Here is a 26,259-nt window from a genome sequence, read left to right as displayed (position 1 = left end):
CCGGTCAGTCATCGTTCAGTGAGCGCTCCTGTGGTTGGAGGGACTGACTGCAGATTCCAGCGGGACAGGATACGGGTGTCCTCGACGAAAACCCCTTGCGGGATTCAGGGTGGATATTCCCTTCGCCGAGGATCTCTCTACGAAGGTGACCATCCCGGGCCCAGCGGCCCGGCGGCAGTGTCAACGGGTTGCTATGCCGCTGGCTGGGTCAGGCGGGTGTCCAAAAGTGCTTCAGCGCATCGGACGAGATGCTCCGGTACATCGGTGTCGTGGTTGAGTCCTGTCCGGCCCAGGAACACGACGTTTCCGGTCACCGGCAGGTCAAGGCCGGTTTCGTGAAGCAGCTGCATGGCACGGATGTTAGGTTCTGCTGCTTTCTGGGTGTCCGCGTTCAGGTAGACCTGCCAGTCTCCTTGCGCGATGCACTCCAGTCCGCCGCCGACAATGATTTGAAGGCTGGCGTGGCGTGCGTCGAGGCTGTGCACGGTGACGCTCTCACTGAGCCGTTCCGGGATGTACAGAGCGGTCAGGTGGCTAAGCATGGTGTTGCTCCTTCTTGTCCGAGAAAAGGAAGTGGGGCGGCCGATGGTGACTGGCCAGCTTCCCTTGCTCCCCCATCACCGCGGTTGCCGGCCACGCTGGCTACAGCTGATATGAGTTGAGTTAGTCCTTCCCAAACACCTCCGGAGATGTCAGGACGGGATGTATCAGATTCCCGTGAAGGACCTGGGGTTTGATGTGCCGGGTCCTTTGAGATGCCGGAGGTGTTTGTAATGTCTGTTCAAGCCATGGTTCCCACTGATTGGCCTGTTGTTGTGGCTGTTGATGTGGGTAAGACGGTGGTCGCGTTTGTCGGTCACCGATGCGGGCCGGCACCGGTTGCTGGGGCCGGTGGATTTCGAGATGACCGGACGGGGCCTGCAGGGGGTCCTTGCGTTAATCCGTACCAGGCTGGCTGGGACCGATTTACCCGTGAAGGTCGGCATCGAAGCCGCAGGACACTACCACCGGCCGCTACTGGCGCCAACGGTTTGGCCTGAAGGCTGGCAGGTGCTGGAGCTTAATCCCGCGCATGTGGCCGAGCAGCGCAGAGCACAGGGACGCCGTCGGGTGAAAACCGATGCCCTGGACCTGGAAGCGATCACGGAGCTGGTACTCAGCGGCAGGGGTATCCCGGTCACGGCTCGAGAGTCCGTGATCGGTGAGCTTGGCGCATGGGCAGCGCACCGGAACCGCAGGATCGGGACCCGGACCGCGACGAAGAACCAGATCCTCAGGCCTAACGTTCAGAATACCTCGGCCCCTTGCGTATGGACTAAGGAGGCGACCCCTGCCGCACTCGACCGGGACACCCTTAGGGCACGGGTCCGTTGATAACATCGGCAGGATTCCTTCGGAATCTCGGGCCCTTTCCGGCCTCATCCAGCCCCTGCTTGGCCGTGCTCCGTCGCCCCCCAGTCGGCTCCGGGGTTGTTTCCGTGCCCGCTTCATGTCCCTCGACCCAGTGGCGAACGAGTTCCCGAATGCGATATCAATGCCGTCGTTTCCGGTGCAACGAGGCGCGCGCATCAAGGAAGTGATTTGTACTGTAAGCGCCACCGCGCAGCTGATAGACGACTCGCTTCGAACAGCCGCGACGATGTGGAAAGCGCACGATGTGCGCTGCTACGACACCTGTTGCAAAGGTTCGATCACCCGTCCTCGGCGAACTCGTTCCTATGTACGAACTCCTTGAACTATCCGTCGACTATGGCAAGTCCTCCTTCTCGGGCGCGCCTTGCAGTTGCCGTTGCTGACGACACCGACTGCTCGCCGCTGGACTGCCGAGCACCATTTCTCATTTGCGGCGAAAATTGGAATCCGTCCGCCCTTCCTGGATGCGGCAGTGGCCCGCTGGGACAGTGCCTGCCCGCCACATTCCGCGGCTTAGCTCAGCCGTGAACCTCGATATGGACGAGAGGCAGCTAATCGGCTGTGGCCTAGCACGGCTAGTGGAATAGCCGAAGCTATACGATGCATCGCCACAGAACTCGGAGTGTCCATGGGACGATCCGAAGACCTCTGCAGCCCTGATGTCTGCCCCTCTCATTGGAACGACAAAGGAGACACCTAATCGAGTCGGTAAAGACCCTGGATGTTGGCTCACAGCAGAAGAGGCCATTTCACCGAAGCAGCACTACATACCACGGCGCCCGCCTCACTTTGAGCTATCGGGTGGGACTCTGCCCCTAAGCCATTCCTCGGACTTTGGCCACACCAGAAGTTTCCATGCCCGCCAAAAGCCGCTACACATGAAACGTGGGAGGCGAGGATGACGGCAGCTGCACTCGAGTTCGACATAAGAGGAGTCTGTAATTAGCGGTGCCGTCGCCTTCGAGCAACACCAACCTGACGTTGGGGTCTCTAAGTACCGTCCGGGGCTAAAATCACAAGGCGATTTTGGACTCTCTGGGAAAGTAGTTCCGTCAAGCATCGCCGGATTGGACAAGGACGGCTACACCGCTCGGAAAGGAACAGCCCAGCTCCGTGTGGCGCGGGTTTCAGCTGACCGACCCCCGCTGCCACGAGGAAAGCATGCGCCGATCTCTCAGAGCCCACAGCGTCGCTCCCAACGGCCCGAAGGAGCTGAGGCTGATTTATGAAAGGCAGCACTTAGCAGGAGGAGAGTTAAGCACTGCAGGCAGCCGCCGACTTATTCCCCGACGCGTCATGCCTTTCCAATGGGTGTTGCAGTCTCAAGTGTTTTCTCGTACGTGTACCCGTAGGGGACCAGTGGACTCAGTTCGATCGTGAACCGACCAGGAGCCAACCTGGTGACGAGGATTCCCATTGCGCCTTGGGCGCAAGCCTGAATTTGGAGTCTGCCGACTTCGTGTTCCAGTGCCTGGTCGAGATCGTGGGCGTGAAGAACGCACACTTCTGTTCTTTCCGCCGCGATTTTTGTCATGGGTTCCTTTCCTTCCCGGTGCCCTGGGGCCGGTAGCCTCTTTGCGACCTTGGATCCACAGTTTGCTGCCTCTTAGGCTCATTCTGATCCATTGAATACTGCGCATCGTCTGCCGTGCTTGAGAGGATCTCGCGGGAGCGTACTACGTCCTGGGCGGTGTTGAGGATCAGGTCGGCTACGGTTTCGAACCTGATCATGTCTCTGAGCCGCTGCACTAGCCAAATTTCAATTCTTTCGCCGTACAGATTTGTTGTGACGTCGTGTAGATGCACTTCGATCCGGGATTCTGCGATGTCGCCGAAAGTGGGGTTGTCCCCCACGCTGAGGGTGCCGTCGTGGACTTGCCTGGAGGAGGGCAGTGCTACACGGCAGGCATAGATTCCGCTTTCCGGCAGGCGGCAGTCCGGGTCGAGTGCGATGTTTGCGGTGGGGAACCCGAGCCGGCGTCCCCGTTTTTCACCGTCGATGACGCGGCCGCGGAGGCTGGCTGAAGTGGGGTTGTTCACTGGGACTGGAGACCGCGGAACGCGCTTTGGTGGAACACGAGCGGCTCCACTTCCGGGAAGAACTCTGCCCCGAGAACGTTCAGGAGGATGATTTCATGGTCTCCCCCGTCAAGGACTGAGTGGACGCCGCATTCCAGCCAGAGGGCGGCGTTCTCAATGAGGACTGCTCCGCCTTCGGTGGCGTGCCAGGACGCATCCGCGAACCGGTCGGGACTGCGCGACGACAGCTGCCTGCACAGCGCCTGGTGTTCGCTTCCGAGGATGCTCAGGCCCAACTGGGGGGCTGCGGCGAGGATGGGCCAGGTGCTTGAGGTCCGGGCGACGCTGACTGCTACCAGTGCCGGTTCAAGGGAGATCGACGTGAACGAATTGACCGCCATCCCTACTGGCTTTTCATCTACCAGGGCCCCGATGCCGACAACGCCGGTAGGGAACGCGGAGAAGGCACGCCGTAAAGCGCGTGGCGCGTCGATACCGGCTGCGTGTGTTGGGATGGACATGTCGGTTAGCTCCTAGCTACTCGGCCAATCTAAATAGTCAAATTTATCTATGTCAGAACAGTGTATAAAACTTTACTCATACAAACAACGTAGAAAACGGTTAGGGTGGTTGCATGTCGTCTATTACCCGCCTTGTGGTCCTTGGGGCCGTCCATCAGTTCCAGCCCGTTCACGGATATTTTCTTCGTCGGGAGCTGCTGACCTGGCATGTCGATGAATGGGCGAACGTCCAGGCTGGCTCGATTTACAACGCGCTCCGGTCCTTGGAGAAGGACGGCTACGTCGAGGAGAGCAGCACCGAGGCTGAGGGGAAGCGCCCCGCGCGGACGACGTACAGCATTACTCCCGAAGGTGAGGTCGAGTTTCTTCGGATGTTCCGTAGTGTGCTGTGGAACGTGGAGATCTTTGACGCGAAGCCTGTGATGGTGGTGCCTTCGTTCATGAACGTGCTGAGCCGTCAAGAGGTTGTCGATGCTCTCGCCCACCGGGTCAGCGACATCGACGCAATCGTTTTGACCAATGCGTACAACATTGACGACACGACCCGTTCGTCCACGACGCCCGGATATGTGCGGGAAATCTTTGAGCTCTCCACGCTCCGCCTGCGTGCCGAGCAGCAGTGGGCCCGTGATCTTCGAGAGCGCCTTCTCGCCGGCGATTATGTTTTCGCAGGCGAGAAGGGCTCCCGCGTGGAAAGTGCTCCTGAGTTAGTCCCGGCTGACGAGGCAGTCAACGGCGCCGGACGTCAGTAGGCCCGTTTGGGCGCCAAGGGCCGTAGCAACTATGGCCCCGGCCGCCGATGCCTTCAGCAGGGCGGTTTCAATGTCATCTCCGCGGCTCATGGCCGCCGCCAGCGCGCCGCAGAACGCATCGCCTGCCCCGGTGGTGTCAACGGCATCCACCTGGAAAGCCGGGACCCTAAGGTGGCCACCGGAGCGGTGGGTCCATTGCGCACCACGCGAACCGAGGGTGACGATGACTGCTTCAGGACCTGATGCCAGGATGTGTTCGGCTCCGCCCAGCGCAGCTGCCTCGCTCTCGTTGACCACCACCACGTCGGCAAGACGGAGAACCGAAGCGGTTACGCGCTCTACCGGTGCAGCGTTCAGGATCGTGACGGCCCCGGTGCTTCTTCCGGCGGTGAGGGCCGCTTCAGCGGCCGCGGCGGGGATTTCCATTTGCACCAACACCACCGCGGCTCCCTCAGCGGCCGCCGCGGCGGCAGTTGAGGGAAGCGAGGAGTTCGCTCCGCCTACCACGATGATGCTGTTGCCGGATTCGGGCAGCACTGCAACTTGTGCAATCCCTGTTGGCTGGTGCTCGCTGGTGCAAAGTCCTGTTGCATCGATGCCCGACTCTTCAATCGTCCTCCTGAGCATTGCTCCGTCCGCGTCGGATCCCACCTGCCCGCAGAAGCGGGTCTGTGCCCCGCAACTTTGGGCAGCCAGCGCTTGGTTCAGTCCTTTCCCTCCCGGGAGCCGCCCGACCCAGTCACCGAGAACGGTCTCGCCATGCTCCGGATAGCGGTCCACGCGAACCATCTGGTCCACGTTGGCGCTTCCTATGACGCTTACCAGGCCGCTGGCTGCCTTTCCTGGGTCACGCAACAGAGGCCCCTTGCCGGTTCCGGTAGCCGGCGCCGGGGTGATCCGCGGGCAAAGTCGGAGAATCGGAGCCCAGCAACCTCTCGCGGAGGCTTGCTGATTCGTACTCGGACGAGGCAACACCGCGCTTGCGAAGGATTGGCAGGACGTGTTCGACGAAATCAAGGGTGGAGCCGGGTTGGATGACCGGGGACAAAAGGAACCCGTCGAGGTCCGCCTCTGAAGCCAAGGAGCAGATTTGGTCAGCAGCCTCTTCAGGGGTGCCGACAAATGGCTTGACCCCCACGCCGTGGGCGTGCCAATCCTTCAGGACTTCCCCGACCGTGAGATCCCCGAAGCGGGCGACTTGCGTTTGAGACATTTCCGTGTGAAGGTCGCTCATCGGCGTCTGCGGATCGTGGGCGGACAAGTCGATTCCCGTGAACCACGCGTAAGAAGCGATGGTTACTTCCGGGCTTTGCGATTCCAGGATGGAGGCGTATTTGCTTTCGGCCTCCTCCCGTGTGGATCCGATGACACACGAGAAGGCCGACATGAGTTTGACTGCATCGGCGGACCGGCCAGCACTGACGGCTTCCGCCCGGACGCTTTGCACGTGCTGGGCGAGGGCGGCAGGGCTTCCGCCGCCGAGGAAGATGCATTCTCCGTGGCGTCCACCGAATCGCCGCCCTGCAGGAGAACTGCCCGCTTGGAACAGGACGGGCGTCCCCTGGGGTGAGTACGAGGTGTTGCCATAACCGTGGGACCGGAAGTACGGCCCCACGTGGCTAATCCGGTGGACTTTCGCAGGATCGGCGTATCGGCCTTGCTTGTCCAGCTCCAGGGCTCCGGGCTCCCACGCGGACTCCCAGAGCTTGTAAACGACCTCCATGAAATCCTCGGCCATTTCATACCGCTCGTCGTGGCCGACCATCGGAACACCAAAGGCCTGCGCTGCAGTCTCGGCGGTCCCGGTGGTCACGATGTTCCATCCCACTCGTCCGCCGGAGAGGTGATCCAGGCTCGCCATGCGCCGCGCGAAGGAGTACGGCTGCTGGAGCAGGGTGGACCCGGTCAGGACCAGCCCAAGGTTCTTGGTAGTCGGAATGACCGTGGCGGCAACGACGGCCGGGTCCAGCCGCGGTAAGTCCAGTCCTTCCAGGGAACATACGTCCGGTCGGCTGCCGTTCACATCAGCCCACCCCCAGGCGTCTGCAAGGAACATGAAGTCCAGGCAGGCGTCTTCGGAAATACGGGCTATTTCCTGCCAGTAATCCGCGGTCTCGAAGAGGTGCCGTTTACTGTCTGGGTGCCGCCAGGTTGCCGTTCCTGAGTCATTGGTTTGAGCGTTCTCGAAGAGACCAAAGCGGAGCTTTTTCATTTCGTGCCTTTCAGAAAATTCTTTGAGTACAGCTGTCAGCGACTGGTGATTTCCCCGTCGCTCCACCAGAGGACCTTCTTGCGCACCAGGGCAAGGACGGAGACCAGGGCCACACCCATAAGGCACAGGAGAGCAATGGACGCCCAGGTAACCGGCAAATTGGCTTGGGCGGCTGAGATCGTCACGAGTGAGCCCAGACCTGCTTGCTGCCCGGCGGCAACGAACTCCGCCACGGCAGCTCCGACGATGGCCAGGGGAAGGGCGATTCGAAGGCCGGCGAAGAAGTACGGCATACTCCCGGGAAAACGGAGTTCGCGGAAGATCTCCCATCGGCTGGCATGCAGGGTTCGCATGACGTCCAGTGCGCGGCTGTCCACATCGCGAAGCCCGGCAAGGGAGTTGACGAGCATCGGGAAGAACACCACGAGCGCAGTCACGATGTATTTGGGGGTCATGCCAAATCCGAAGGCCACGACAAGGGCAGGGGCGATCGCCACGATGGGAGTGACCATGACCACCACCACCAGCGGCATGACGGCCCGTTCGATGATCTGGAATTCCGCCATGACCATGGCAAGGACAAAGCCTGCCACGATTCCTGCGGTCGCACCGATGACCACCTCCTGAGCGGTGACGAGCATGTTGGACCAGTACATACCGGCATCGTCGACCAGGCTGGCCCCAATGGCGTCCAGCGTCGGAATGACATAAGGGTTCGTCGTGGCCACGAACTGCCACAAACCCGCCGCCAAAGCGAACGTAATAACGGTGGGCAGCCACGTCCGCCACTTCGTCTGCGGGAATGCTCTTCCCTGAGCGGGCTGCTTTTCCTTGCCTTGGACTTCTGAGGGAGGTTTCACTGCAGGTGCCTTCATGGTTCCGATGTCAGACATTGTTCTTCTTCTCCATTACGCTTAGAAGGGATGTCCTGACAACACCCTCAAGGTCTCGGAATTCGTCCGTGGCATAGGTTTCGGCTGTTCGCGGCCGTGGCAACTTCACGTCGATCACGTCTGCGATCCGACCCGGATGGGCAGCCATAACGATGATGCGGTCCGAGAGCATGATCGCCTCGGGAACGGAGTGCGTCACGAACATGACAGTCTTGCGGTTCGACTGCCAGAACTTGAGCAGCCCAAGTCGCTGCTGATCCCGGTTCATCTCATCAAGTGCTGAAAAGGGTTCATCCATGAGGAGTACGCTGGGGTCGAAAACAAAGGCCCTGGCGATGGCGGCACGCTGTTGCATGCCGCCGGAAAGCTGGGACGGATACTTGTGCATGGCTTTGCCGAGCCCGAAGGATTCAAGAAGCGATTCCGGGTCGCGCAGGTCGCGGCCGCTGTTGGCTTTACGGTTGACCCGCATCGGGACCTTGACGTTGTCCAGCACAGTGCGCCACGGCATCAACGCCGGCGATTGCGGGACAAGCCCGATAAGTTTGTCCTTGGTCGCCGACTGCACGCCAGCCCCGTCAATGGACACCGTGCCCTGGTCGGCGTCAATGAGGCCCGCCACGACTTTCAGGAGGGTCGACTTTCCACATCCACTTGGACCAATGATGGAAACGAACTCGCCGCTACGGATATCCAGAGATACATCGCCCAGTACCACGGTGCGCTTTTCGTTGCTGCCGAAGCTTTTGGAGACGTTGCTGATCTTCACGCCGTCGTAAACGCTATTGCTTGATGTGTCGGAGCGCATTTGCAGCCTCACTCCCCTGGCCACGCGAGCTGCTTGTCCCGGTACAGATCAGCGACAAGTTTCGTGTCCATCATCTCTGACACCGGCGGCAGATTGCCGATCTTGCCGTAACGCTGCACCAACTCGTACTCTCCGGCCCATTCGTCTACGGACTGAACACCGGGTGCCCCTTCGGTTTTGGCCTTGATCCAGCCGGACTCCACGGCCCAGGTGCGTGCCTGCTGATCCTTGGGGAAGGCAGCCCCCTGGTTGTTGGCCGCAGCCAGATCGGTGATCTTGTCCACGCATTCCTCGCTGGAGCTGAGGCAGAATTCCAGTGCCTTGAGGTCGGCACGCATGAAATCGGCGACGACCTCGCGGTTCTTTGCCAGGAACTCGGAGTTGGTCTCCATGACGTTGTAGGTCCCGGAGATGCCGAAATCCGACGGCAGGAACTCGGTGAAGGGCAAGCCCAGCGCTTTGAGCTTTTCGGGCTGGTTGGACGCGTATCCAACAATGGCGTCGACCTGGCCGCGGGTCACCACCGTGGGATCGTAGTTCGTCATCTTCACCAGCTCGACCTTGGAAACGTCGACCCCTGCCTTGTCGAGCATGGCCGAGGCCATCGGCGTTAGGTTGATGAAGTACCCGAGCTTCTTGCCCTCGAGATCCTTAAGGCTCTTGATGTTCTGATTGGCGAAGATCGAGAAAGGAGAGGTGTTTCCGTACGTCGCCACGGCCGTCAAATTCCTGCTGTTGGCCGCTGCGAGCATCACGTCCGACGCAGATCCCAGGGCGGTGAACTGCGCCTGGCCCGATGCAACAAGCTGTTGCCCGTTCGCGCCCGACGCGTTGATCTGTACGTCCAGGCACATTGCCTCGAAGTAACCCAGTTCCTTGGCCATGAACACGTCCATTTGGCCAGCGCTGGCCGAGTATCCGTAGCCCGAGATGTAGGTAATGGGGCCCGCTGCGCGGTTTCTATCACATCTGGCCTTATCGACCAGAACTTCGGACTTCCCTGCGGTGCTCGTTGTCGCGGGGGTCCCGGCGCAGGCATTCAGCGCGAGAACCACTGTCATGAGGCTGATGGCGGACAGAGCACGCCCACCAAGGCCCTTCTTACTTGTCATCATTTTTGATCTTGCGTCCCTTCGTTGGGCCGGCCTCCTTCAGCCGCTAGCAAAAAGTAGCATAGTCAATCTTGACTACACAAGGTTTTTCTAATTGCGTTTGTACTCCCACTTTGCTTCGGAACGCAGGGCGCCGGGTTGGCGTCCACCATGGCGGGAAATCGCCGAACGCGGACCGCTCTTGACATTTGGCGGCCGCGGTGCTGTAACTTGGGTAATCCGCTCAGCCTTTGCGCTGAGGTGGCCGGGTGCAGCAACTTCCCACGGTCCGAGGCTTGAAACCTCCGTACTCAACTAGACCCGTGGAGGTTTGATTTTGCGTGCCAACCGTAGGCCACCCAGCAGGTGGGTGGGGCTTATTGTTCTGTCACTGACGCAGCTGATTGTCGTTCTGGACGGAACCATCGTCACTATTGCCTTGCCCGATGCGCAGCAGGACCTCGGACTAACTGATGGCCAGCGTCAGTGGGTGGTGACAGCGTATGCCCTGGCTTTTGGGGCCCTGCTGCTCATTGGAGGAAGGGTCGCCGACTACTGGGGAAGAAAGAAGGCGTTCATCGTCGGCCTGGTCGGCTTCGGGCTGGCGTCATTCCTCGGAGGCATCGCGCCCAACGGGGCCGATCTCATTCTTGCCCGCGCTCTTCAGGGCCTATTCGCCGCGCTGCTTGCCCCCTCCTCGCTGGCGCTTCTAACCGTCTCGTTCCCCTCCGGGCGGGAACGAAATACCGCCTTTGCCGTGTTTGGGAGCGTCGCAGGAGCCGGCTCGGCCCTGGGACTGGTTCTGGGGGGCTTGTTGACGGAACTGGCCAACTGGCGCTGGTGCCTTTTCGTCAACATCTTCTTCGTCGCAGCCGGCATCATCGGCGGCATATTCTTCATCACCGGGAGCAAGACCGAAGGGAAGTCCCGCTACGACCTCTGGGGAGTCATTACGGTCACCCTGGGGCTCGGCGCGCTCGTGTACGGGTTCACCCTGGCTGAGAAGGGCTGGACGCGGCTGGACACGCTTGGATTCCTCGCGCTGGGTATCGGATTTCTCGTCATGTTCGTGTGGGTTCAGACCCGGGCGACGTCCCCGCTTCTTCCCCTGCGCATCATCCGTCACCGGGTCCGAGGAAGCGCGTTCTTCATCCAAGCCGTGGCGGGAAGTGTAGCGATAGGGGGCACTGTCTTCATGTCCTATCACCTCCAAGTCGTCCTGATGATGTCCCCGCTGCAGGCCGGACTGGCGTCCCTACCTTTCACCCTGTCCACACTCTCTGCCGCTCCCTTGGCCACTAAGGCACTCCAACGGTATGGTCCCCGGCCACTCCTGGTAACCGGCCCCCTCATCGTCGCCCTCGGTCTTCTTCACCTCAGCGGAATCACGGCCACGGGAACATACCTCCAACAAGTGCTTCCCGGCTTCATCATCATCGGAATCGGAATGGCAGCAGTGTACGTTCCACTCCAAAACCTTGCACTGGCCGGCGTGGCAGCCCAGGATTCCGGTGTTGCAGGCGCCGCCAGCACCTCGATGATGCAGATCGGCGGGTCGGTGGGCCTCTCGGTATTCACGGCCGTCGCGGCAGCCTCGTACGGGACAGTCCTACTGGCCGACGGAGCCTTGGCCCCTGCCTCCCTGACGCAGGGTTACTCCGCAGCCTTCATCGCAGCGGCGGCAGGCATGGCTCTGGCAGGAGCCGTCGCAGCAGCGTTCCTAAGGGGGCGCGACGGTAATCCCGGCAATCCCAAGACCGAACAGAAGGAAGCCATGGAGGTCGGCTAGCCCGCCAGCACTTGCCTTATCAGGCCATCATGGCGCGGTCCTCTTCGGATTGGCTCAATCCCAGAGAGAGGCGGTTATGGAAGCCAAACGGAGCAACAGGGCCGCATCAACGGGACCAACGTTGACGGCCTAAACCTTTTGCCCGCATTCCTTCGCAATCCCCGGTTTGTGGTTTCAGCGGGAGTAGGGGCGTAGCCTCGTATCAAGGCCAAGCATCCGATCCATGGCTGCTTGGCTTTGATACGAACCGCCTATTGCCGAGTCCGCTGAAGGAGACGGAATGGCTGGCTGGAACGCTGACACAGCTGCCGGCCCTGTGGGCGCGGGTACGGTGACCCTGGTGGAAGGCTCGTCCTTCTGCATCTCTCTACCGAACGGGGACATCGACCCCAAGCTGCCGCATGGGCTTTTCCTTGAAGACACCCGAATCTTGTCGCGGTGGAATCTAAAGGTCAACGGCGAAACGGTGGAGCCATTGACCGCAGAACTTCAGGAGCCGTACCGTGCCCGGTTTGCCGGGCGGGTACCCCGCCGCGACAGATACGCTGACAGCAGCCTAGTCGTTGAGCGACTGCGCGAGGTGGGTACCGGAATCCTGGAGAAGATCACCATCCGGAACTACTCCCCAATCCCTGCAAACTGCGTTGTTTCCATGGAAGGCGACTCCGACTTCGCAGACCTCTTCGAGGTAAAGGAGGCACGAATCCAGAATGCCTGGCTTAAGTCCCGCCAAGCCGAGACAGGTTCCCTCACCATCAACGCAGCGTGGCACGGTCTCCGGAAAAAGGTCGTGATCACGGCCAGCGGCGCCGCTGCGTCACCGGAGGCGTTGACGTTCCACGTGGTTGTCCCGGCCCACGGAGACTGGAGCGCGTTTCTCACTGCCGAACCGGACGGCGGTGGCACGTCACGATCGTTCCTTCACCCAGCCCCCGGAGAGGCTTCCCGACAAGACCGGCGGCGGCAGGAATGGGTGGCAAAAATACCGGTGCTGCACATCGGCAACCACGCTATCGAACGGACACTCCGCCGAAGCTACGACGATCTGGGGGCGCTGCGAATCGAGGATCCTGAGCACCCAGAACGGATCGTCGTAGCCGCCGGCGCCCCATGGTTCATGACCCTCTTTGGGCGTGATTCGCTGCTTTCATCCATCATGGCCATGCCCGTGGACCCCTCTCTCGCCCTGGGCACCCTGCAGACTTTGGCTGATCGCCAAGGCACGGTAGTGGACGCCGTAAGTGAAGAAGAGCCAGGGAAAATTCTTCACGAGGTCAGATTCTCGATGTCAAGTTCGCTGGAGCTGGGTGGAAGGTCCGCCTACTACGGCACGGTCGATGCGACGCCACTGTTCGTGATAGCGCTCGGGGAAGTGAGCAGATGGGGTTTCGCCGATGAAACAATCAACGCCTTGCTCCCCCACGCAGACCGGGCGCTGGACTGGATTCAAAACTACGGAGACAAAGACGGCGATGGCTTTGTCGAGTATGAGCGACAGAACGATCGAGGCCTGATCAACCAGGGATGGAAAGACTCCTGGGACGGCGTCAATTTCGCCGACGGTACCCTCGCCCAACCGCCCATAGCGTTGTGTGAAGTGCAAGGATACGTCTTCGGCGCTTACATGTCCCGTGCCTGGATGGCGTACGCCACCGGTGACCACGCGCTGGGCACCGACCTTCAGAATCGGGCAGCACGCTTAAAGAAACAGTTCAACGAACGATTCTGGCTTCCGGAGCGAGGCTACTACGCCGTCGCTCTGGATCGCGACAAGAAGCCGGTCGATGCTTGCGCGTCCAACATGGGGCACTGCCTTCTGAACGGCATCATTGACAAAGACAAGGCACCACTGGTCGTGAAGCGACTAATGTCCCCCGAGATGTTCAGCGGATGGGGAGTACGGACACTTGCCAGCAACATGGGCGCCTACAATCCAGTCAGCTACCACAACGGGTCTGTCTGGCCCCACGACAACGCAATCATCCAAGCCGGGCTTCTACGCTACGGATTCGTGGAGGAAGCTCAGCGGATCTCCACCGCCCTGCTCCAGGCAGCCGAGTACTCAGAGGGCCGCCTTCCCGAACTGTTCTGCGGCTTCAGCCGCGAACACTTCTCAGCACCAGTGCCGTATCCCACGGCGTGCTCACCGCAAGCATGGGCAGCGACCACCCCGATATATCTGGTCACCAACCTCATGCGCTACAACCCCGACGTTTCTCTCGGCAGGCTGTGGATCGATCCCGTGCTTCCGGAATCCTACGGCGATCTGCACATAACCAACGCGCCAATGGCCCAAAGCCGGATCACCATCGACATCACCAGCACTGGCACCACGATCCACGGGCTGCCAGAAGAGCTGGTGCTCCACCACGGAACCCGGCCTTGGATGGCAGATCTAGTAGAAAACAGCCGAGCATGGTCCAATGCCCGGACACCACCCGATAAAACCCGAAAAAGAGAAAGTGATGCTCCTGGCTGATACCACCCAGTACTGCCTCTCCTTCACCATGGAGGGATACGGGGCCCGATGCCGGCTAAAACACAACGGATAGGCTGGAACCTTCGGCTCTGGGCCCGCATGATTCCAAGGTTTTGCTCTCAAAGTCTTTTGCTCCGTGCGCTGTAGCCGCCGACCCCGGCCCTAGCGAACGCTCCTTGTCGAGCCGCCGCCGGAATTGTTCCGGGTAACCTACACCCCAACCTGACGTCAGGCCTTGACCGAAGATCGCGTCAGTTTGGAGTCGAAATGGCGTTAGTGCACATACCTGGGCGAGGTTCTTGAACCTGAACCTGACATGCCGGGCCTTCAGGTTCCGGCTCAGGTGGCCGGAGAAGCGACAGACGGCGAGCCGGTCTACCGTTGGAGTCCGCCGTTCTCGGGGCGGGGTGCAGGCCTATCCGCTGCCTGGTTCCGTTGCGGTTCCTTGAGCGCCTGGGACGCCTGTTCAAGGAGCTGCCGTATAGGCTCGGACGCTGCAGGGTCTGCACGCTGGCTGCGTTGGGCTTTGAGGTACCAGTCGAAGCGCTCTTTGATCGCGTCGATGGACTTGGGTGAGTTCGTTCCGACTGCCAGACTGACGGAGTGATCCAGGGCAGGGCGCTGGGCATCGGCTTTGGCCCGCACGGCTGCCAGGGCTTTGTTCTCTTTGCCTTGGTGGATTAGTCTTGATTCAGAAGCAACAGCCGGCCCTCCGCCTCTTTGAGTGCCGACAGTTGGCTGGACCCCCGGACTTGGCTGCGGCAGATGGGGGTTGCTTCCTTTAACGGGCATCCCCGTTCGGGCATGCAGCACCGTTGTAACCGGTGCCAATGGTTGAAACCATGACCCTTCCGCCCGGGCCATCTGGTGGTAGAAACTCCAGGACGACAGGTCAGCTGCCCACAGCAGGTGCTCATCGCGGGGAGAGACAGCTTCAACTGTCACCCGCCGGTCAAGGAGTCCTGCTTTACGCAACCTGGCCACGACGTCCTGGTCTTGTTGATTGGCGGCCGGGTTGTTGTCCTCGTTGACGCGTTCGAACACCATCAGCCGGGGTGGGTTTTCACGGCCTGAGTTGGTGGCTGCCCTGGCAAGGGTCGTGATGCATTCTTCGCGTGCCTTCGCCATGCCGTCGTCACCGGTCCTGACTTCGGTCTGGACGGTGACGATGTTGAAGTCCCGACTTGTGCCAGGTACTGGTTCAGTTCCAGGATCCGTGGGCGTAGTTCCTCAACGGGGCCGAGCTTCCCTGCGTAGGCCTCGGTGGTGTGCCAGTAATCGGCGGCAATGATGCGTTCGAGTTCTTTGCGGACGCCCTCCAGTGACTCTTTGGGGATCGTGACGCCGCTCATGGTGTAGAAAGGCCGCTCACCGTAGCTGTTCCCTGCAGGGCGGAAGCTTTCATCGACAAACACCACTGGTCCGGGAGTACGGGCGTACAGGGTGTGCAGTCGTTCCTGCGCTTCTCTCCCGCGAAAACTCCCCATGCTCTCCCTTTGCCCCCTGCCCGCCCTTTCGGACCAGTCAAGCCAGCCTACAGGCGCGGTCCGCGTGGGCCTTGTTCGGGCCCAGCGCCCGGGCCTGGCTGGTCCCGGCGGCGACGTTCTTCGGCGGCTTTCGCTTCTGCTTGTTCCTGGCGGAGCTTTTCGACCGCTGACGGGGTGCCGTTTGGCTGCGCGGCGCGCCGGGCGGCGAGCTTCTCGGCAAAGTCCGGGCCGGTCTTCCTTGCCTGCTCCCTTTCCTGTTCACGGCGGGCCTTGAGCTGGTCCAGTGCTTCCTGGACCGCTTCCGGGCTCCGGGTCTCGGACTGCCCACCGGCGCGCTCTGCCCGGTTCTGCCTGACCTTGCGGGCTAGTTCGGCCAGCCGTTCTGCGCGTTCCTGTGCCGGGCTCAGTTGCGCTTCCGCACCGCGGGCTTGCTGCAGATGGTCCACGACTTCCTCTGCCGGCGTCAGGGTCTCCTTTACGACGGCCTCAACATGGGCGGCTTCGGCCATCAGGGACGCGTCTGCTGCGGATAGTGGTTCCTTGGCGGTCTGGGCCGCGTACTTGTGCATGGCCGTGATCCGCGCAGTCAGTTCTGACCCGAGGCCCTTGTCCTGGTGGTCCTTGGGGACGGGCGCAGTTTCGCTGGCCGGGATCCGGTACATGTCACGGTAGGTGGAGATCTCCACGGCGAGGGTCCTCCACTGTTCCTGCCGTGCAGGGTCAGACGGCACCGGTCCCAGGGCAGCTGCCCAGGTTGGAGGTTCAGCCGCGAGCTGGGCACCGAGCCGGGTGACTTCGGTGGCCATGATCTCCCGGCGCTGGTTAAGTTCCTTCCGCCACAGGGCCGGGGTGTCTTCGTGGGTTACGACGTCCGCTGGTGCCATCCATGCCGGCAACCGGTCAACTGCAGCTTGCCGGCTGACAGGCGTGGGCAGTTGACGGCGCAGTTCGATTTCGGCGCGGATCCTGCGGTGGACCTGCGCGGCAGCTTCGACCTTGGGCGCGTTCTCGTCCCGGCGGTAGTTGGTCAGTGCGCCGCGTTCGTAGGCTTCATCGGCGCGGGCTTCGGGTCGCATCATTTCACGGAGGGATTGTTCCTTGTGCAGGGATGCGGCCAGCCACTGTGCCTTACGCGCGGCCGCGGGGTCGTTGATGGTCGTGTCCGTGCGTCCGCGCTCCTGTGCGGTGCGCAGGCGTGTAGCCAGGTCGTCGTCGCTGAGGTGGCCGTGCAGGCGCCGCTGCCACGGCGTATCTTTCCGTTCGAACCTCCAATTGCGGAGAAGGTCTTTCCGGTCAGGAATCTCAACACCGGGCGTGCGCGCCGCGTCGGCCTTGGCACGCATCAGCTCACTGACTGCCCGACGGTCGAGCCGTTCCAGCGCCTCATCGGTGATGGATGCGAGGGGCCGGCGGCCGGGATCGGCTGCACGTGAGCGCCAACGATCCAGCCGGTCCTCGACCCGCCAGGCCAGAACTGCAGCGGGATCCTCGGCTGCGCCGAAGTCTTCTTCGTTCACGCTGTCTTTAAGCAAGTGCACGAGGTTGAAACCTTCGTTCTCGGCCGCGCGCAGGTGTGTGGACACTGCTCCCCAGGCTGTGGACTCAGTGAACGTCCCTGCCACGCCTTCGCCAAGTTCACGGCGGGCAATGTTTGCCATGCGCAGCTCGTTGGCTTGAGCATCAATGTCGCGGTACTGCTCGGACATTTCCGGCAGCGACCGTGCCTGAGCGCGGGCGGCGTCCATCTGTTCGTGCGCGGTGAGGTTACCGTCATGGTTGGCGGCCACCGCGGTAAGTACGTCTTCCATGGTTTCTCCCTCAGCAACAATGCCGTAGAGCTTGTTGGAAAAACGGCCGCGGGAAGCGGCGACATAGGCCAAGGCGCGGGACAGTCCCGAGCTGATCAGGGCGTGCACGGTATCGCACGTGACGCCCTGGGTGCGGTGGATCGTTGCCGCGTATCCGAGCATCGTTTTCCCGCGCACGTAGTCGGCGGGGAGAGTCACGGTGCCTTGGTGGCCATGGTGCCGAACGGTCAAGGACCCGTCCTCGTGGGCGCCGAGAACGTTCCACACATCGTTGTTCTTGACGAAGTCCTTGCCCCTGTTGGTGGACAGGCGACGGTTGTTCTCACGGGTGACAATGATGTCTCCGGCTCGGGCGGTCAGCCCGTCGCGGAGCATGGCTGCCGGGGTCCTAGAGTCCAGTTCTCCGGTGGCGATCCGGTACGCCTGGGCGCGGGCGTTCAGGTCCGTGACGGTGGCATTGTCGAACGCCATCATGATCGAGTGTTTGCCGGCGTTGGTGTCTTTCTGCCAGGCCTCGAACACCTGGGACGTCATGGTCTCGGCGTCTCCACCGACTATGCGGTGGTTCTCCCGGTAAAAGCTCCACGGATCATCGGCCCCGTTGATCGGAGGTTCGCGGAGGGCCAGGGTGGCTTCTGCTTCTGCCTCATTGGAGGTTCCGTCTGCGTTCCGGAACCGGTGCAGGTCTTCCAGGTGCACGGCCCCGACGGTGTTCTTCAAGAGTCGCAGCGCACCGCCGGAACCCACCGCTGAAAGCTGCTGGTCATCACCGAGCGCGCGGACCACTGCGCCGTGCTGTTCTGCAATGGTCACCGCCGAGGCGAACAACTCCGTACCAACCATCCCGGCCTCGTCAATGATGATGACGTCGCCGGGCTGGGGTGTGGTCTTCTCGTCATTTGCCCCTGTTTTGTGGACTAGAACGAAGGAGTCGATGGTGGTCGCCGTGGCTCCCAGCTCGGTTCCCATCACTGCAGCGGCGACGGCGGTGGGGGCCAGCCCGAAGACACGCCCGCCTGCTTCCCGGATGGTGTCAGCTGCAAGCTTGAGTGCTGTGGTTTTACCCGCACCGGCCGGGCCTACGCCGACGAGCAGCAACCGGTCGCTGCACGCAAATTCCTTGGCCATGCGCAGCTGCCCGGCGTCGAAGGTCTTCTCCTGCCTGGCCAACGCAACGTCGAAGGAATCGACCGTCGCGGCAGGAATGATATTGCTTTGCGCGGCCGTCAGCAGCCGGTCTTCGCTGTGAAGGATCCCCGCTGAGGTGTAAAAGGTGGAGTGCGGTTTGCCGTACTTGGAACCACCGTTGGACAGGCACAGGGCGTCGATTTCAGGGGTGGGCGTTTCCGGTGTGATGCGGAGTGAGAACTGGTCAGTTGCGCGGGCCACAACCTGTTCCAGGAGCAATTCGGGAATGGGCATTTCACCGAGGCGGGACCCCAGTCGCCTCGTTGCCTCAGCCCGGATGTGGTGCTCTCCCCAGACGCCCCGGCTTCGTTCCAGGCGTTCAATGACTCCTTGGGCTTCGACGGCGGGATCGAGTTCGTCAGCGTGAGCGACCATCCACATGGGCCTGTCTTTCTCGGCCTGTTCACGCGCGTCATGCCGATGCTCGCGCGCCTGCTCAACGGCGGCCGAGCCGGTAACAACGCCGGGCAAGGCCCCCAGCTCCGTCGTCCATTCCTCGACCAAAACCGACAGTTGCCGAGCATCCTTCTTCGCTGGCCTGGTGTCCAGAGTCGCCTGCTGTGCAAGGGCGATCAGCTGCTTCTTATTTGGTGCGTAGCCGTGCTTCTCGGTGAACTCTTTGGTCAGTTCATCGATCACAGGCTTGATGCCCTCACGTCGTGATGAGGCCGCTTCGATGGCCGCAACGTCAACGCCGGCGATCTCAACGACCGGCCGGTCACCGTTGACCTTGCGTTCGGTCAGACCAACACCGAGACGGGCACAAATCTTCTCCATGACCACCCGGTTGTACATCTCGGAGGCGGCCACATTGAACTGGTACAACAGCCGCCCGTCCAGGCTGGACCACTTGCCGTCCGCACCAAGAACCTTGTTGGAAACCACGATGTGATCGTGCAGCTGGGGATCACCGTTGCGGGAGTCGTAGTGACGGAACTTGGTGTAGATCAGGCCACCGTCCACGTCCTCCTGGCGAACGCCGTTACGACCTCGGCGGGTGAATGTGGCTTCCTTTTCGAGGTAGCCCATGGTCTCTTCGATGGCCTCATTGTGGGCCTCTTCGATCTGTTTGCGGGCATCCTCTCCGCCGATGGCCCAGAGGACCGACGCTGATTTTGCTGGTGCAAACACCAGGTCATATCCGGCGACGGTCTGGGTAGCAGGCTTGGTTTGGGCGGTGATGAACCTGCCCAACTCTTCCTTGTCAGAAGGGTTTCGCCCGTTGAGTTCGCGGAAGTATTTGGCCCCTTCCTTCGTGCGGATCAGGCGTCGGTTGTCCGCGTCAGGCTCGCGGTGGTTCATCCGCTTGTAGTCACCCGTTGCGCGGTTGATACGTGCCTGGAGCTCGTTGTCTTTCTGATTGGCCTGACGGTACTTCTGGCCCAGGGCCACATCCGCTTTCGGGTTCTTCTTCAGTATTTCTTCGGCATTCGGGTGCAGTCCGTTCCCGAAGAGAGCCGCCATTTGAGCTTCAGTGACTTCCCCTGAAACACCCAAATGCTGAACACCCGCGCCGCCCCACTGACCCGGCGGGTTCCCGTCCACGGTGTAGTAATCACCCAGCTTCCGGCCTTTCGCACGCAGCTCATCACCGCTGGCGACTTCACGTGTGTAGTAGGTGTATCCGTCGCCGGCACTGAGCTTGTGCACGGTCATCACGGAACCCAGCATACCCGCGAAACGGCCCCGCTCATCGATGATGCATGAGGTGTGACAGATGTTGCTCTTTTTTGGTCTGTGGAATTGGCTGATGGGAGCTTTGCGAGCGGGGCTCAATGAAACAGGACGAAAAAGGGTAAGATCGGGCCATCAAGGTTTTGATGCGGTTCTGCACATGAGAGTGGGCGGTGGGTAACACGCTTTTCGTTATCCACGGTGCGTTTTCGATTGTGTGGAACCGCTGCCTGGGTTATCCACAGGTGGGCAACGGAGAGAGCCGACTCTCTCTCGGAGGGTCCACGTGTGGATAACCCAGGCACGGCCAGCCCGAGCGTAAGCGAGGCTGGTTGCGGTGCGAGCCGCACGCTTGGGACCAGGCACCGCGCTAGCCGTTAGGTTTGGTACACGGACAGTCCAGAGGGGAAGGACCCACACCATGGCAACACCACGAAAGTCTGCACTGCAATTGGCAGCCCGCGAGAAGGCATTGGCCAAGGCCAAAGAATTGACCGAGCGGCACGAGAAGCTGATCGAACTGGCAGCCGAGTTCTTCCAGCAGCAGGAGCAGGCAGAGCTCGTGCGTACCGAAGCGAAGAAGAAGGCTGATGCCATTCTGGCCAAGGCTGAGGCCGACGCCCACAACGCCGTCCGCAGCGCCGCAACAACGCTTCGTGCCATGCTCGATTCCGGCGAGCCCAAGTCCGCCGTAGGTGCCCGCCTGGGACTGAGCGGAGCCGAACTGAAGCGAATGCTCGATCTCGTCCCAAACGAGGAACCGGCTTCGGTCGGAAGCGAGAAGCCGGACAATCACGACTCATCCCAGCTCAGTGCACAGGACGCTGCTGCCTGATCACCGACAGCAGGAAATACCGAAGCCCCCCCCCGGCACATGTGCCGGGGGCTTCTCTTTGTCAGAAGAGCGTTGGTGCCTCTGGATCCGCGCCGGCGAGCAGTGCCCGGATTCGTTCCTCACGTTCCCATCCATGCGCGCGGACCTCGTCTCGTAGCGCCCTGGATCGTTCTGCGAACTGACCACGAGCGAGACCTCGCCACCGGAATCCCGTACCGTTCGTGTCACGGCCCTTGGCCTGACGGTCGAGAATGTTTGCCCTGGCATCCCCAACGCTCAGGTGCGTGTCCGAATCGGTGGTCGCCCGCACGAAAAGCGGAATGTCGCAGTGGTGCATCAGAGGCCCGAACCCGTCCAGGTCGGCACCGTAGGCCAAATGGAAAGCGAAGCGGTGAGGGCGCACAGCCACAGTACGTCCGCCGCTGTTCAGGGTGAAGCGTCCGTAACCATCGTCGGCAACGGCCCGGGTCCAGAGCCAGCAATCATTCTCCCGCGGGCCTTTGCTGACCTTCGCCCAGAAGCGCGCGGCATCCCGTGATGGGTTCATGACCGGGCTACCAGCGACGCCAGCGGCGTTCGAGCCGGTTCGCGGCGAAGAAGAAGGCGACCATGAACAGCGCCGGCGGCACTGCCTGGAGCAGGCTCTGACCGAGCCAGGCCACCACGGCGGCGATCAAGGCAATGACGCAGGCGGCCTTGCAAAGGAAGATGAGGATGCTTTGGCCGGCAGCTACCGGGTGCGTGAGGGCATAGATGATCCAGCCGCCCAGGGCGACGGCGGCGAACGCTGCGAAGAAGATCAGAACGACGGCCATGGGGTTCCCTTTACGATTCGGTGTTGCGCGGTCGGTGGTCTCAGCAATTCCATCGGCCTGACTTCCTGTCCCTGGCTTGGTCGGCGGCCGCGGTGAAGTCCTCGCTGTAGGCGAAGGGCTTGCCGTAGCCGGTGGCCCCGGCGTGACCGTGTTCAAGGATGGCGCGGTTGATCAGGGTGCCGTCTGCGGTCCAGACGTAGGCAAGCAGCCGGTCGTACTTGTCCCGCACTCCTTGGCCGGCATCGGCCGAGAGGAACACTTGTTGTCCGTCCAGGAGTGAGTGCAGGTAGGTGGACGCTTCCAGGCCGCCACATTCGACGGGCGCGTCTTCTTTGACGCTTTCCGGGGCGTTGATGCCAACGAGTCTGACGCGGGTGCTGGTGCCGTTGCAGCTGATCCGGATCGTGTCCCCATCAACTACGCTTTCCACCGCGTAGGGGCCACTGGCTGTTGCTTGAAGCGCCGACGGCCGCGCCGCCGTGCCCGTCGCGTCACACGGGACTTCATGCAACGGTGCTTGGCCGCCGGCAGGAACAACCCGCGGTCCGCCCTGGGCCGTGCAACCGGTCAGGACAAGAACAACCAGGGCAAGGACGGCCGGGACACTTCCGAGCATCAGCCGGCCCCTGTACTGGGTGATGGTCACGGGTGGTCCTCCCTTGCTGCTGTTTCGGCGCGAGTGCGTCGCCCGGGACGGAGTAGGCCGGCTTCGACTCCCGGCCATTTCCGGCCGGCGTTGTACTTGCGCTGCAGACGGCGGAGCTCACGGCGTGCAGCAGCTTCAACGAAGTCCGTAATGGACGCGTAGCCCTCCAGCGGCCCCACGGCTTGAACCGCCGCTCTGATCTGTTGCAGGTCCTCCTCCGTGAAGTAGGGACCCTTCTTCTCACTCGACTTCATCAACAGTCCTGGTCTTTAGAACGGGGGTTCGGAGTCGGGGCCGTTGCCCCAGGAACCGGCGTTGGCTGATGAGTTCGAAGCCCACGGATCATCCTGCCGGGTGGCCTGCCCGGTGTTAGGCTGACTCCCGAAGCCTCCGCCGATTCCGCCACCCTGGGCGTTGTTGCGCTGGGCGCGGTTCACTTTCGCGTTGGCGTAACGCAGACTCGGACCGATCTCATCTACCTCGAGTTCTATAACGGTGCGTTTGTCGCCTTCTTTGGTTTCGTAGGACCGTGACTTCAGCCGGCCCGAGGCGATGACGCGCATGCCCTTGGTGAGGGACTCGGCGACGTTTTCCGCCGCTTCCCTCCAAACACTGGCGCGGAGAAAAAGAGTCTCCCCGTCCTTCCACTCGTTGGCTTGGCGGTCGAAGGACCGGGGTGTGGAGGCGATCGTGAAGTTCGCGACGGCCGAACCACCCGGGGTGAACCGCAGCTCGACGTCGGCAGTTAGATTCCCAATGACGGTGATGGTGGTTTCGCCGGCCATGATGGTTCCTTTTCCTCGTGCGTTGCTGGTGTCGTTCCGTGGTTCGGTTACGGGTTGGTCGTGGGTGAGGTCGTTGGGTTGGTGTTGGTTTTGTGTGTGCTCGTCCCAGAGACCGCCTTCCCCGAGCGGGGCCCTGCTGATCGCGGCCAGGTACCGGTCATCCTCCACGGTGTACGGGTTGGCGTAGTAGCCGGCGTAAGGGTCCGGGACGTCGACGTTGATGACCCCCGAGGGGTTCCCGATCCTGCCGAACTCTTCCAGGTCGACGTACTGCCGGGGGCTGAGGGTGAACCCGTCCACCGGGTGCGGCTCCCTCACCGGAGCCCCACGTGCTCTGTCTCATCCCCGGCGTCACCATGCAGGAGGGCGGCGGTGCGGACGCTGGCCCGGTAGAAGAGTTGTTCGGCCATCAGGTCCCGGTTACCGACCTCGTACCGCAAAGGAGAATCGCTGTCGGGATCCACGTCGTAGAAGACGGTAGCGGAGTCGTAAAAGTTTTCCTCGGTCTTGGTGGCCGGCGCGCCCAGGAAGGCGACCCCGTAGGCCACGGCCTGCAGTTCCGGGTCGGCGTGCAGTTCGGCAGGGACCCGGAAGTCGTTCAGGATCGCGGTGATGGTTTCGGCGGTGATGCTCATGATGCTTCCTTCCGGGTGGTAGCCGTGTGGGTCATGGCGGCGGTGACGAGTTTGTCGCGGCGCAGCCCGGACCAGTGGTCCTGGTCATCGGAGTTGTTCACGATGACGGGCGCCTGGGAGTAGCCGAGCTCAGCGGTGATGTATTCCAGCGCTGCCGGCACCTCGGTGATATCCACACTCGTGTAAGTGATGCCTTTGGAGTCGAAGTACTCCATGGTGCGGTCGCAGTTCGGGCAACCGGGCTTGGTGTAAACCGTGTAATCGGTGGGTGAAGTAGTCATTTTCAGTCCTGCGTTTCGTATCAATTAGGTAAGGTTCGTCTGGCTGACTTGCTTCTAATATCCTAGCAATTATCCACTTGAATAAACAGGGTTTTGCCCCGTATTTCCGAGTTTTTTTACCCTATTTTGGGTCTATTTTTGGTGGGTCTTGCGGGTGGTGGGTTTGGTGTTGCGGGCAGTAGTCCGGCGGCACTCCCCCGGCTTCTTTAGAAGCTGCCCAGGGGTGAGGTTCCTGCGCCTGAGCCAGGTGATTGCCCGCGCCCCAGTTGGTCGTCGAGGCTGAAAGGAACTGTTCCCGGGCGGGTGGCGGGCCGGCGGCGGGTGTTGTGTCCCATGGGGAAGGTGCCCGGTTTTGATGGTTAAACAACGCAGGACCGGCGCGGGCCGGTCCTGCGTTGTTCCTCGGCAAAAAGGAAATCTGTTGGTCAGTCTACAAGACTGAAAGGCTTCAGTGTCAGAGCGTGCTTCGTTGGTGAGTCGATGGAGTAGCCATGTAGTCGGCGACGCGCGGCTTTTGGTGATGTTTGCCTGGTGGCGTTCAATGGCGGTCCGCCGCTGGTGATTGGCTGCTGTGGTGCGCCCTGGCGGCGGACCGCCCGCCGTTTGGGAGGTTCCTGGCCCTGTTTGTGATGAGTGGCCGGGGGCCTTGCCGGGCGGTGGGGGTTCCGCCCGGCAAGGGATTCTTAGGCCGCTTCGGTGCTTTCCTCGGTGGCGTCTTCTTCGGCTGGTGTGCCGCTGTCGATGATGATTTGCTCAACCTCGCTCGGGGTGTATCCCCATGTGAGGAGTTGGTTCAGGTAATCCCGGTGGCTTTGGGACGGGGACCGCCATGAGTCCTTGGCGATGGTCTTTTCGTATCCGGCGCAGACCAGCGCGATCAGGGAGAACTCGGGCCGTGCTGTGGACTTGGCCACGTGATCCTTCAGCGGGTTCCCTCCCCATGACTTCTCCCCGCCGGTCTTGGCGCTGACCATTTCAGCTGCAACTTCTCCGTCGTACGTCCGGGCGACGTCGGTGTGGTGGGTGATCGCGTGCACGGTGAAGTACTGCCAGCCCTTGGGTGCCTGCTTCTTCGTCAGCAGGGTTTTCACGAATTCCCGGCGCACGGTGGTGGCCGATTCCATGGCCTTGTTGTTCGCGATCAGGGTTTTCCGTTCGGCTTTCTGTTCCTCGGTCATCGGCCCTTTGTTGGCCGGTGAAGAGTGGTAGCTGTACCGCTCGGTGAAGCCAAGTTCCTTCCATCCGACGATCACCGGGACGGTGGAGAACTCACCCCGGTAGTCCTGAATGATGTAGACAGCGTTCGCGTCGTCCTCTTCGGTGGCCGGTTCCCCGTCGGCCCGATTCAGGGAGGTGACGTGGGCGGTTTCTTCGTCGCCGTAACCGGGCCGTTCAACAATGGTTGCGCCGGTGGCTTCAACTTCTGCCGTGTACGCGGCGAGGGCGGCGGCGCGTTCGCGTTCGTCCCGGAGTTGCTGGGCGACGTGGAACAGCTGGTCGGGTTCGTCCTGGATGACCGATGCCAGTTCGGCGGTGGCTTCCTCGTCGTCTTCGAATTCTGCGAGGATCAGGGCTTCTTCGATGGTGTGGCCTCTGCCGAGGGCGGCGGTTCCAACCTCGGATGCCTTGGCCTTCAGCGCGCCTTCGACGGCGGTCTTTTTCCGTCCGGTTTTCTTGGCGATCGCTGCTGCTGAGACGCCGATCAGGGACAGCTGGTGGTAGGCGTCGGCTTCGTCCGCGTCGGTGAGTTCGGTGCGCTGGATGTTCTCCACCACCTGCGTGACGATGCGTTCGGCTTCTTCGGGGCTGCTGATCATCATCACCGGGATTTCGCTGCGTTTGGCTTCGACGGCCCCGAGGGTGCGGCGCTGTCCCATCAGCACGTGCACGGTTCCGTCGTCCTTGCGGTGTGCAATGACCGGTTCCATGACGCCGTGTTCTTTGATGCTGGCAACGAAGTCAGAGGTCAGGGCGGCGTCTTTGCGGACGTTGATGTCTACGGTCAAGGTGGTGGGGTCGATCATTTCCAGCGTGGGTGCTGCGTTCATGGTTGTTGCTCCTTCTTTTGCCGAGAAAGGTGGTGGGTGGGGCGACCTGTGGTGACCGGCCAGCTTCCCCGTCCCTCCCG

26 protein-coding genes are annotated in these 26,259 nt (G+C 61.6%); 5 read left to right on the top strand and 21 right to left on the bottom strand.

Features of this window, described 5'->3' with window-relative positions; translation table 11 throughout:
* Positions 1 to 8: 8 nt before the first annotated feature.
* Positions 9 to 104 carry a glycogen debranching N-terminal domain-containing protein gene (locus tag ACFX4T_RS12715; protein ID WP_377652301.1) on the bottom strand — a complete coding sequence of 32 codons (96 nt, stop codon included), beginning with the start codon at positions 102 to 104 and terminating at the stop codon, positions 9 to 11.
* A gap of 87 nt (positions 105 to 191) precedes the next feature.
* Entirely contained in the window at positions 192 to 542 is a 351-nt protein-coding gene (locus tag ACFX4T_RS12710) for a hypothetical protein (RefSeq protein ID WP_377652197.1), read from the bottom strand.
* A gap of 307 nt (positions 543 to 849) precedes the next feature.
* Here ACFX4T_RS12710 and ACFX4T_RS12705 point away from each other — a divergent pair, with 307 nt between their 5' ends.
* Positions 850 to 1,374 (top strand): transposase, encoded by a 525-nt coding sequence (locus ACFX4T_RS12705; protein WP_377652196.1) that lies wholly within the window; start codon positions 850 to 852, stop codon positions 1,372 to 1,374.
* 1,333 nt (positions 1,375 to 2,707) lie between these two features.
* Here the strand turns inward: ACFX4T_RS12705 and ACFX4T_RS12700 are convergent.
* The 3 genes from ACFX4T_RS12700 to ACFX4T_RS12690 are packed head-to-tail and all read right to left on the bottom strand — an operon-like array spanning position 2,708 to position 3,953.
* Complete coding sequence (locus ACFX4T_RS12700) at positions 2,708 to 2,947, bottom strand: hypothetical protein (RefSeq protein WP_377652195.1); 240 nt, start codon at positions 2,945 to 2,947, stop codon at positions 2,708 to 2,710.
* Positions 2,944 to 3,453, bottom strand: a complete 510-nt coding sequence (locus tag ACFX4T_RS12695) for a riboflavin kinase (RefSeq protein WP_377652194.1) — start codon at positions 3,451 to 3,453, stop codon at positions 2,944 to 2,946. The genes ACFX4T_RS12700 and ACFX4T_RS12695 overlap by 4 nt, the downstream gene beginning before the upstream one ends.
* Entirely contained in the window at positions 3,450 to 3,953 is a 504-nt protein-coding gene (locus ACFX4T_RS12690) for a flavin reductase family protein (RefSeq protein WP_377652193.1), read from the bottom strand. Before ACFX4T_RS12690 ends, ACFX4T_RS12695 begins: the two co-directional genes overlap by 4 nt.
* 113 nt (positions 3,954 to 4,066) lie before the next feature.
* Here ACFX4T_RS12690 and ACFX4T_RS12685 point away from each other — a divergent pair, with 113 nt between their 5' ends.
* On the top strand, positions 4,067 to 4,705 hold the full coding sequence (locus ACFX4T_RS12685; protein ID WP_377652192.1) for a PadR family transcriptional regulator: 639 nt from the start codon (positions 4,067 to 4,069) through the stop codon (positions 4,703 to 4,705).
* Here ACFX4T_RS12685 and ACFX4T_RS12680 read toward each other — a convergent pair.
* From ACFX4T_RS12680 to ACFX4T_RS12660, 5 genes are read right to left on the bottom strand one after another with little or no spacing between them, the layout of a single operon-like run.
* Entirely contained in the window at positions 4,661 to 5,560 is a 900-nt protein-coding gene (locus ACFX4T_RS12680) for a ribokinase (RefSeq protein ID WP_377652191.1), read from the bottom strand. The genes ACFX4T_RS12685 and ACFX4T_RS12680 overlap by 45 nt on opposite strands.
* Complete coding sequence (locus tag ACFX4T_RS12675) at positions 5,553 to 6,917, bottom strand: NtaA/DmoA family FMN-dependent monooxygenase (RefSeq protein WP_377652190.1); 1,365 nt, start codon at positions 6,915 to 6,917, stop codon at positions 5,553 to 5,555. Before ACFX4T_RS12675 ends, ACFX4T_RS12680 begins: the two co-directional genes overlap by 8 nt.
* Before the next feature lie 35 nt (positions 6,918 to 6,952).
* Positions 6,953 to 7,810: an ABC transporter permease gene (locus ACFX4T_RS12670; RefSeq protein WP_377652189.1), complete on the bottom strand. Its 858-nt coding sequence runs from the start codon at positions 7,808 to 7,810 to the stop codon at positions 6,953 to 6,955.
* Positions 7,803 to 8,618, bottom strand: a complete 816-nt coding sequence (locus ACFX4T_RS12665) for an ABC transporter ATP-binding protein (protein ID WP_377652188.1) — start codon at positions 8,616 to 8,618, stop codon at positions 7,803 to 7,805. Before ACFX4T_RS12665 ends, ACFX4T_RS12670 begins: the two co-directional genes overlap by 8 nt.
* An 8-nt stretch (positions 8,619 to 8,626) precedes the next feature.
* Complete coding sequence (locus ACFX4T_RS12660) at positions 8,627 to 9,733, bottom strand: ABC transporter substrate-binding protein (RefSeq protein ID WP_377652187.1); 1,107 nt, start codon at positions 9,731 to 9,733, stop codon at positions 8,627 to 8,629.
* 346 nt (positions 9,734 to 10,079) lie between these two features.
* On the opposite strand from ACFX4T_RS12660, the gene ACFX4T_RS12655 reads away from it, so the two are divergent.
* Both ACFX4T_RS12655 and ACFX4T_RS12650 read left to right on the top strand, forming a co-directional pair.
* The gene (locus tag ACFX4T_RS12655) at positions 10,080 to 11,498 is read left to right on the top strand and encodes an MFS transporter (RefSeq protein ID WP_377652186.1); all 1,419 of its coding nucleotides are present in this window, start codon (positions 10,080 to 10,082) and stop codon (positions 11,496 to 11,498) included.
* Between the two features lie 280 nt (positions 11,499 to 11,778).
* On the top strand, positions 11,779 to 13,977 hold the full coding sequence (locus ACFX4T_RS12650; protein ID WP_377652185.1) for a glycogen debranching N-terminal domain-containing protein: 2,199 nt from the start codon (positions 11,779 to 11,781) through the stop codon (positions 13,975 to 13,977).
* A gap of 375 nt (positions 13,978 to 14,352) precedes the next feature.
* Here ACFX4T_RS12650 and ACFX4T_RS12645 read toward each other — a convergent pair whose 3' ends face one another.
* From ACFX4T_RS12645 to mobF, 3 genes are read right to left on the bottom strand one after another with little or no spacing between them, the layout of a single operon-like run.
* A complete protein-coding gene (locus ACFX4T_RS12645; protein ID WP_377652184.1) occupies positions 14,353 to 15,105 on the bottom strand; it encodes a hypothetical protein in 753 nt (250 codons plus the stop codon).
* Positions 15,024 to 15,464, bottom strand: coding sequence for a hypothetical protein (locus ACFX4T_RS12640; RefSeq protein ID WP_377652183.1), 441 nt, complete (start codon positions 15,462 to 15,464; stop codon positions 15,024 to 15,026). The genes ACFX4T_RS12645 and ACFX4T_RS12640 overlap by 82 nt, the downstream gene beginning before the upstream one ends.
* 47 nt (positions 15,465 to 15,511) lie before the next feature.
* Positions 15,512 to 20,116, bottom strand: a complete 4,605-nt coding sequence (gene mobF, locus ACFX4T_RS12635; RefSeq protein WP_377652300.1) for a MobF family relaxase — start codon at positions 20,114 to 20,116, stop codon at positions 15,512 to 15,514.
* A gap of 439 nt (positions 20,117 to 20,555) precedes the next feature.
* On the opposite strand from mobF, the gene ACFX4T_RS12630 reads away from it, so the two are divergent.
* A complete protein-coding gene (locus tag ACFX4T_RS12630; protein ID WP_377652182.1) occupies positions 20,556 to 20,969 on the top strand; it encodes a hypothetical protein in 414 nt (137 codons plus the stop codon).
* 61 nt (positions 20,970 to 21,030) lie between these two features.
* On the opposite strand, the gene ACFX4T_RS12625 is transcribed toward ACFX4T_RS12630, so the two are convergent.
* From ACFX4T_RS12625 to ACFX4T_RS12590, 8 genes are all read right to left on the bottom strand, one after another.
* Positions 21,031 to 21,516 (bottom strand): hypothetical protein, encoded by a 486-nt coding sequence (locus tag ACFX4T_RS12625; RefSeq protein WP_377652181.1) that lies wholly within the window; start codon positions 21,514 to 21,516, stop codon positions 21,031 to 21,033.
* Between the two features lie 7 nt (positions 21,517 to 21,523).
* The gene (locus tag ACFX4T_RS12620; protein WP_377652180.1) at positions 21,524 to 21,784 is read right to left on the bottom strand and encodes a chemotaxis protein; all 261 of its coding nucleotides are present in this window, start codon (positions 21,782 to 21,784) and stop codon (positions 21,524 to 21,526) included.
* Positions 21,785 to 21,824: 40 nt separating this feature from the next.
* Positions 21,825 to 22,430 carry a thermonuclease family protein gene (locus tag ACFX4T_RS12615; RefSeq protein WP_377652179.1) on the bottom strand — a complete coding sequence of 202 codons (606 nt, stop codon included), beginning with the start codon at positions 22,428 to 22,430 and terminating at the stop codon, positions 21,825 to 21,827.
* Complete coding sequence (locus ACFX4T_RS12610; protein WP_377652178.1) at positions 22,427 to 22,684, bottom strand: hypothetical protein; 258 nt, start codon at positions 22,682 to 22,684, stop codon at positions 22,427 to 22,429. Before ACFX4T_RS12610 ends, ACFX4T_RS12615 begins: the two co-directional genes overlap by 4 nt.
* Positions 22,685 to 22,699: 15 nt before the next feature.
* Positions 22,700 to 23,533, bottom strand: a complete 834-nt coding sequence (locus tag ACFX4T_RS12605; RefSeq protein WP_377652177.1) for a single-stranded DNA-binding protein — start codon at positions 23,531 to 23,533, stop codon at positions 22,700 to 22,702.
* Positions 23,530 to 23,850, bottom strand: coding sequence for a hypothetical protein (locus tag ACFX4T_RS12600; protein WP_377652176.1), 321 nt, complete (start codon positions 23,848 to 23,850; stop codon positions 23,530 to 23,532). The genes ACFX4T_RS12605 and ACFX4T_RS12600 overlap by 4 nt, the downstream gene beginning before the upstream one ends.
* Entirely contained in the window at positions 23,847 to 24,131 is a 285-nt protein-coding gene (locus tag ACFX4T_RS12595) for a glutaredoxin family protein (protein WP_377652175.1), read from the bottom strand. Before ACFX4T_RS12595 ends, ACFX4T_RS12600 begins: the two co-directional genes overlap by 4 nt.
* Positions 24,132 to 24,814: 683 nt before the next feature.
* On the bottom strand, positions 24,815 to 26,179 hold the full coding sequence (locus tag ACFX4T_RS12590; RefSeq protein ID WP_377652174.1) for a ParB/RepB/Spo0J family partition protein: 1,365 nt from the start codon (positions 26,177 to 26,179) through the stop codon (positions 24,815 to 24,817).
* Between the last annotated feature and the right edge of the window lie 80 nt (positions 26,180 to 26,259).

This window comes from Paenarthrobacter sp. YIM B13468, from assembly GCF_042788025.1.
Classification (GTDB): Bacteria; Actinomycetota; Actinomycetes; order Actinomycetales; family Micrococcaceae; genus Arthrobacter; species Arthrobacter aromaticivorans.
Note: the sequence above shows the minus strand (reverse complement) of the source record. Positions and strands in the feature narration are given on the sequence as shown.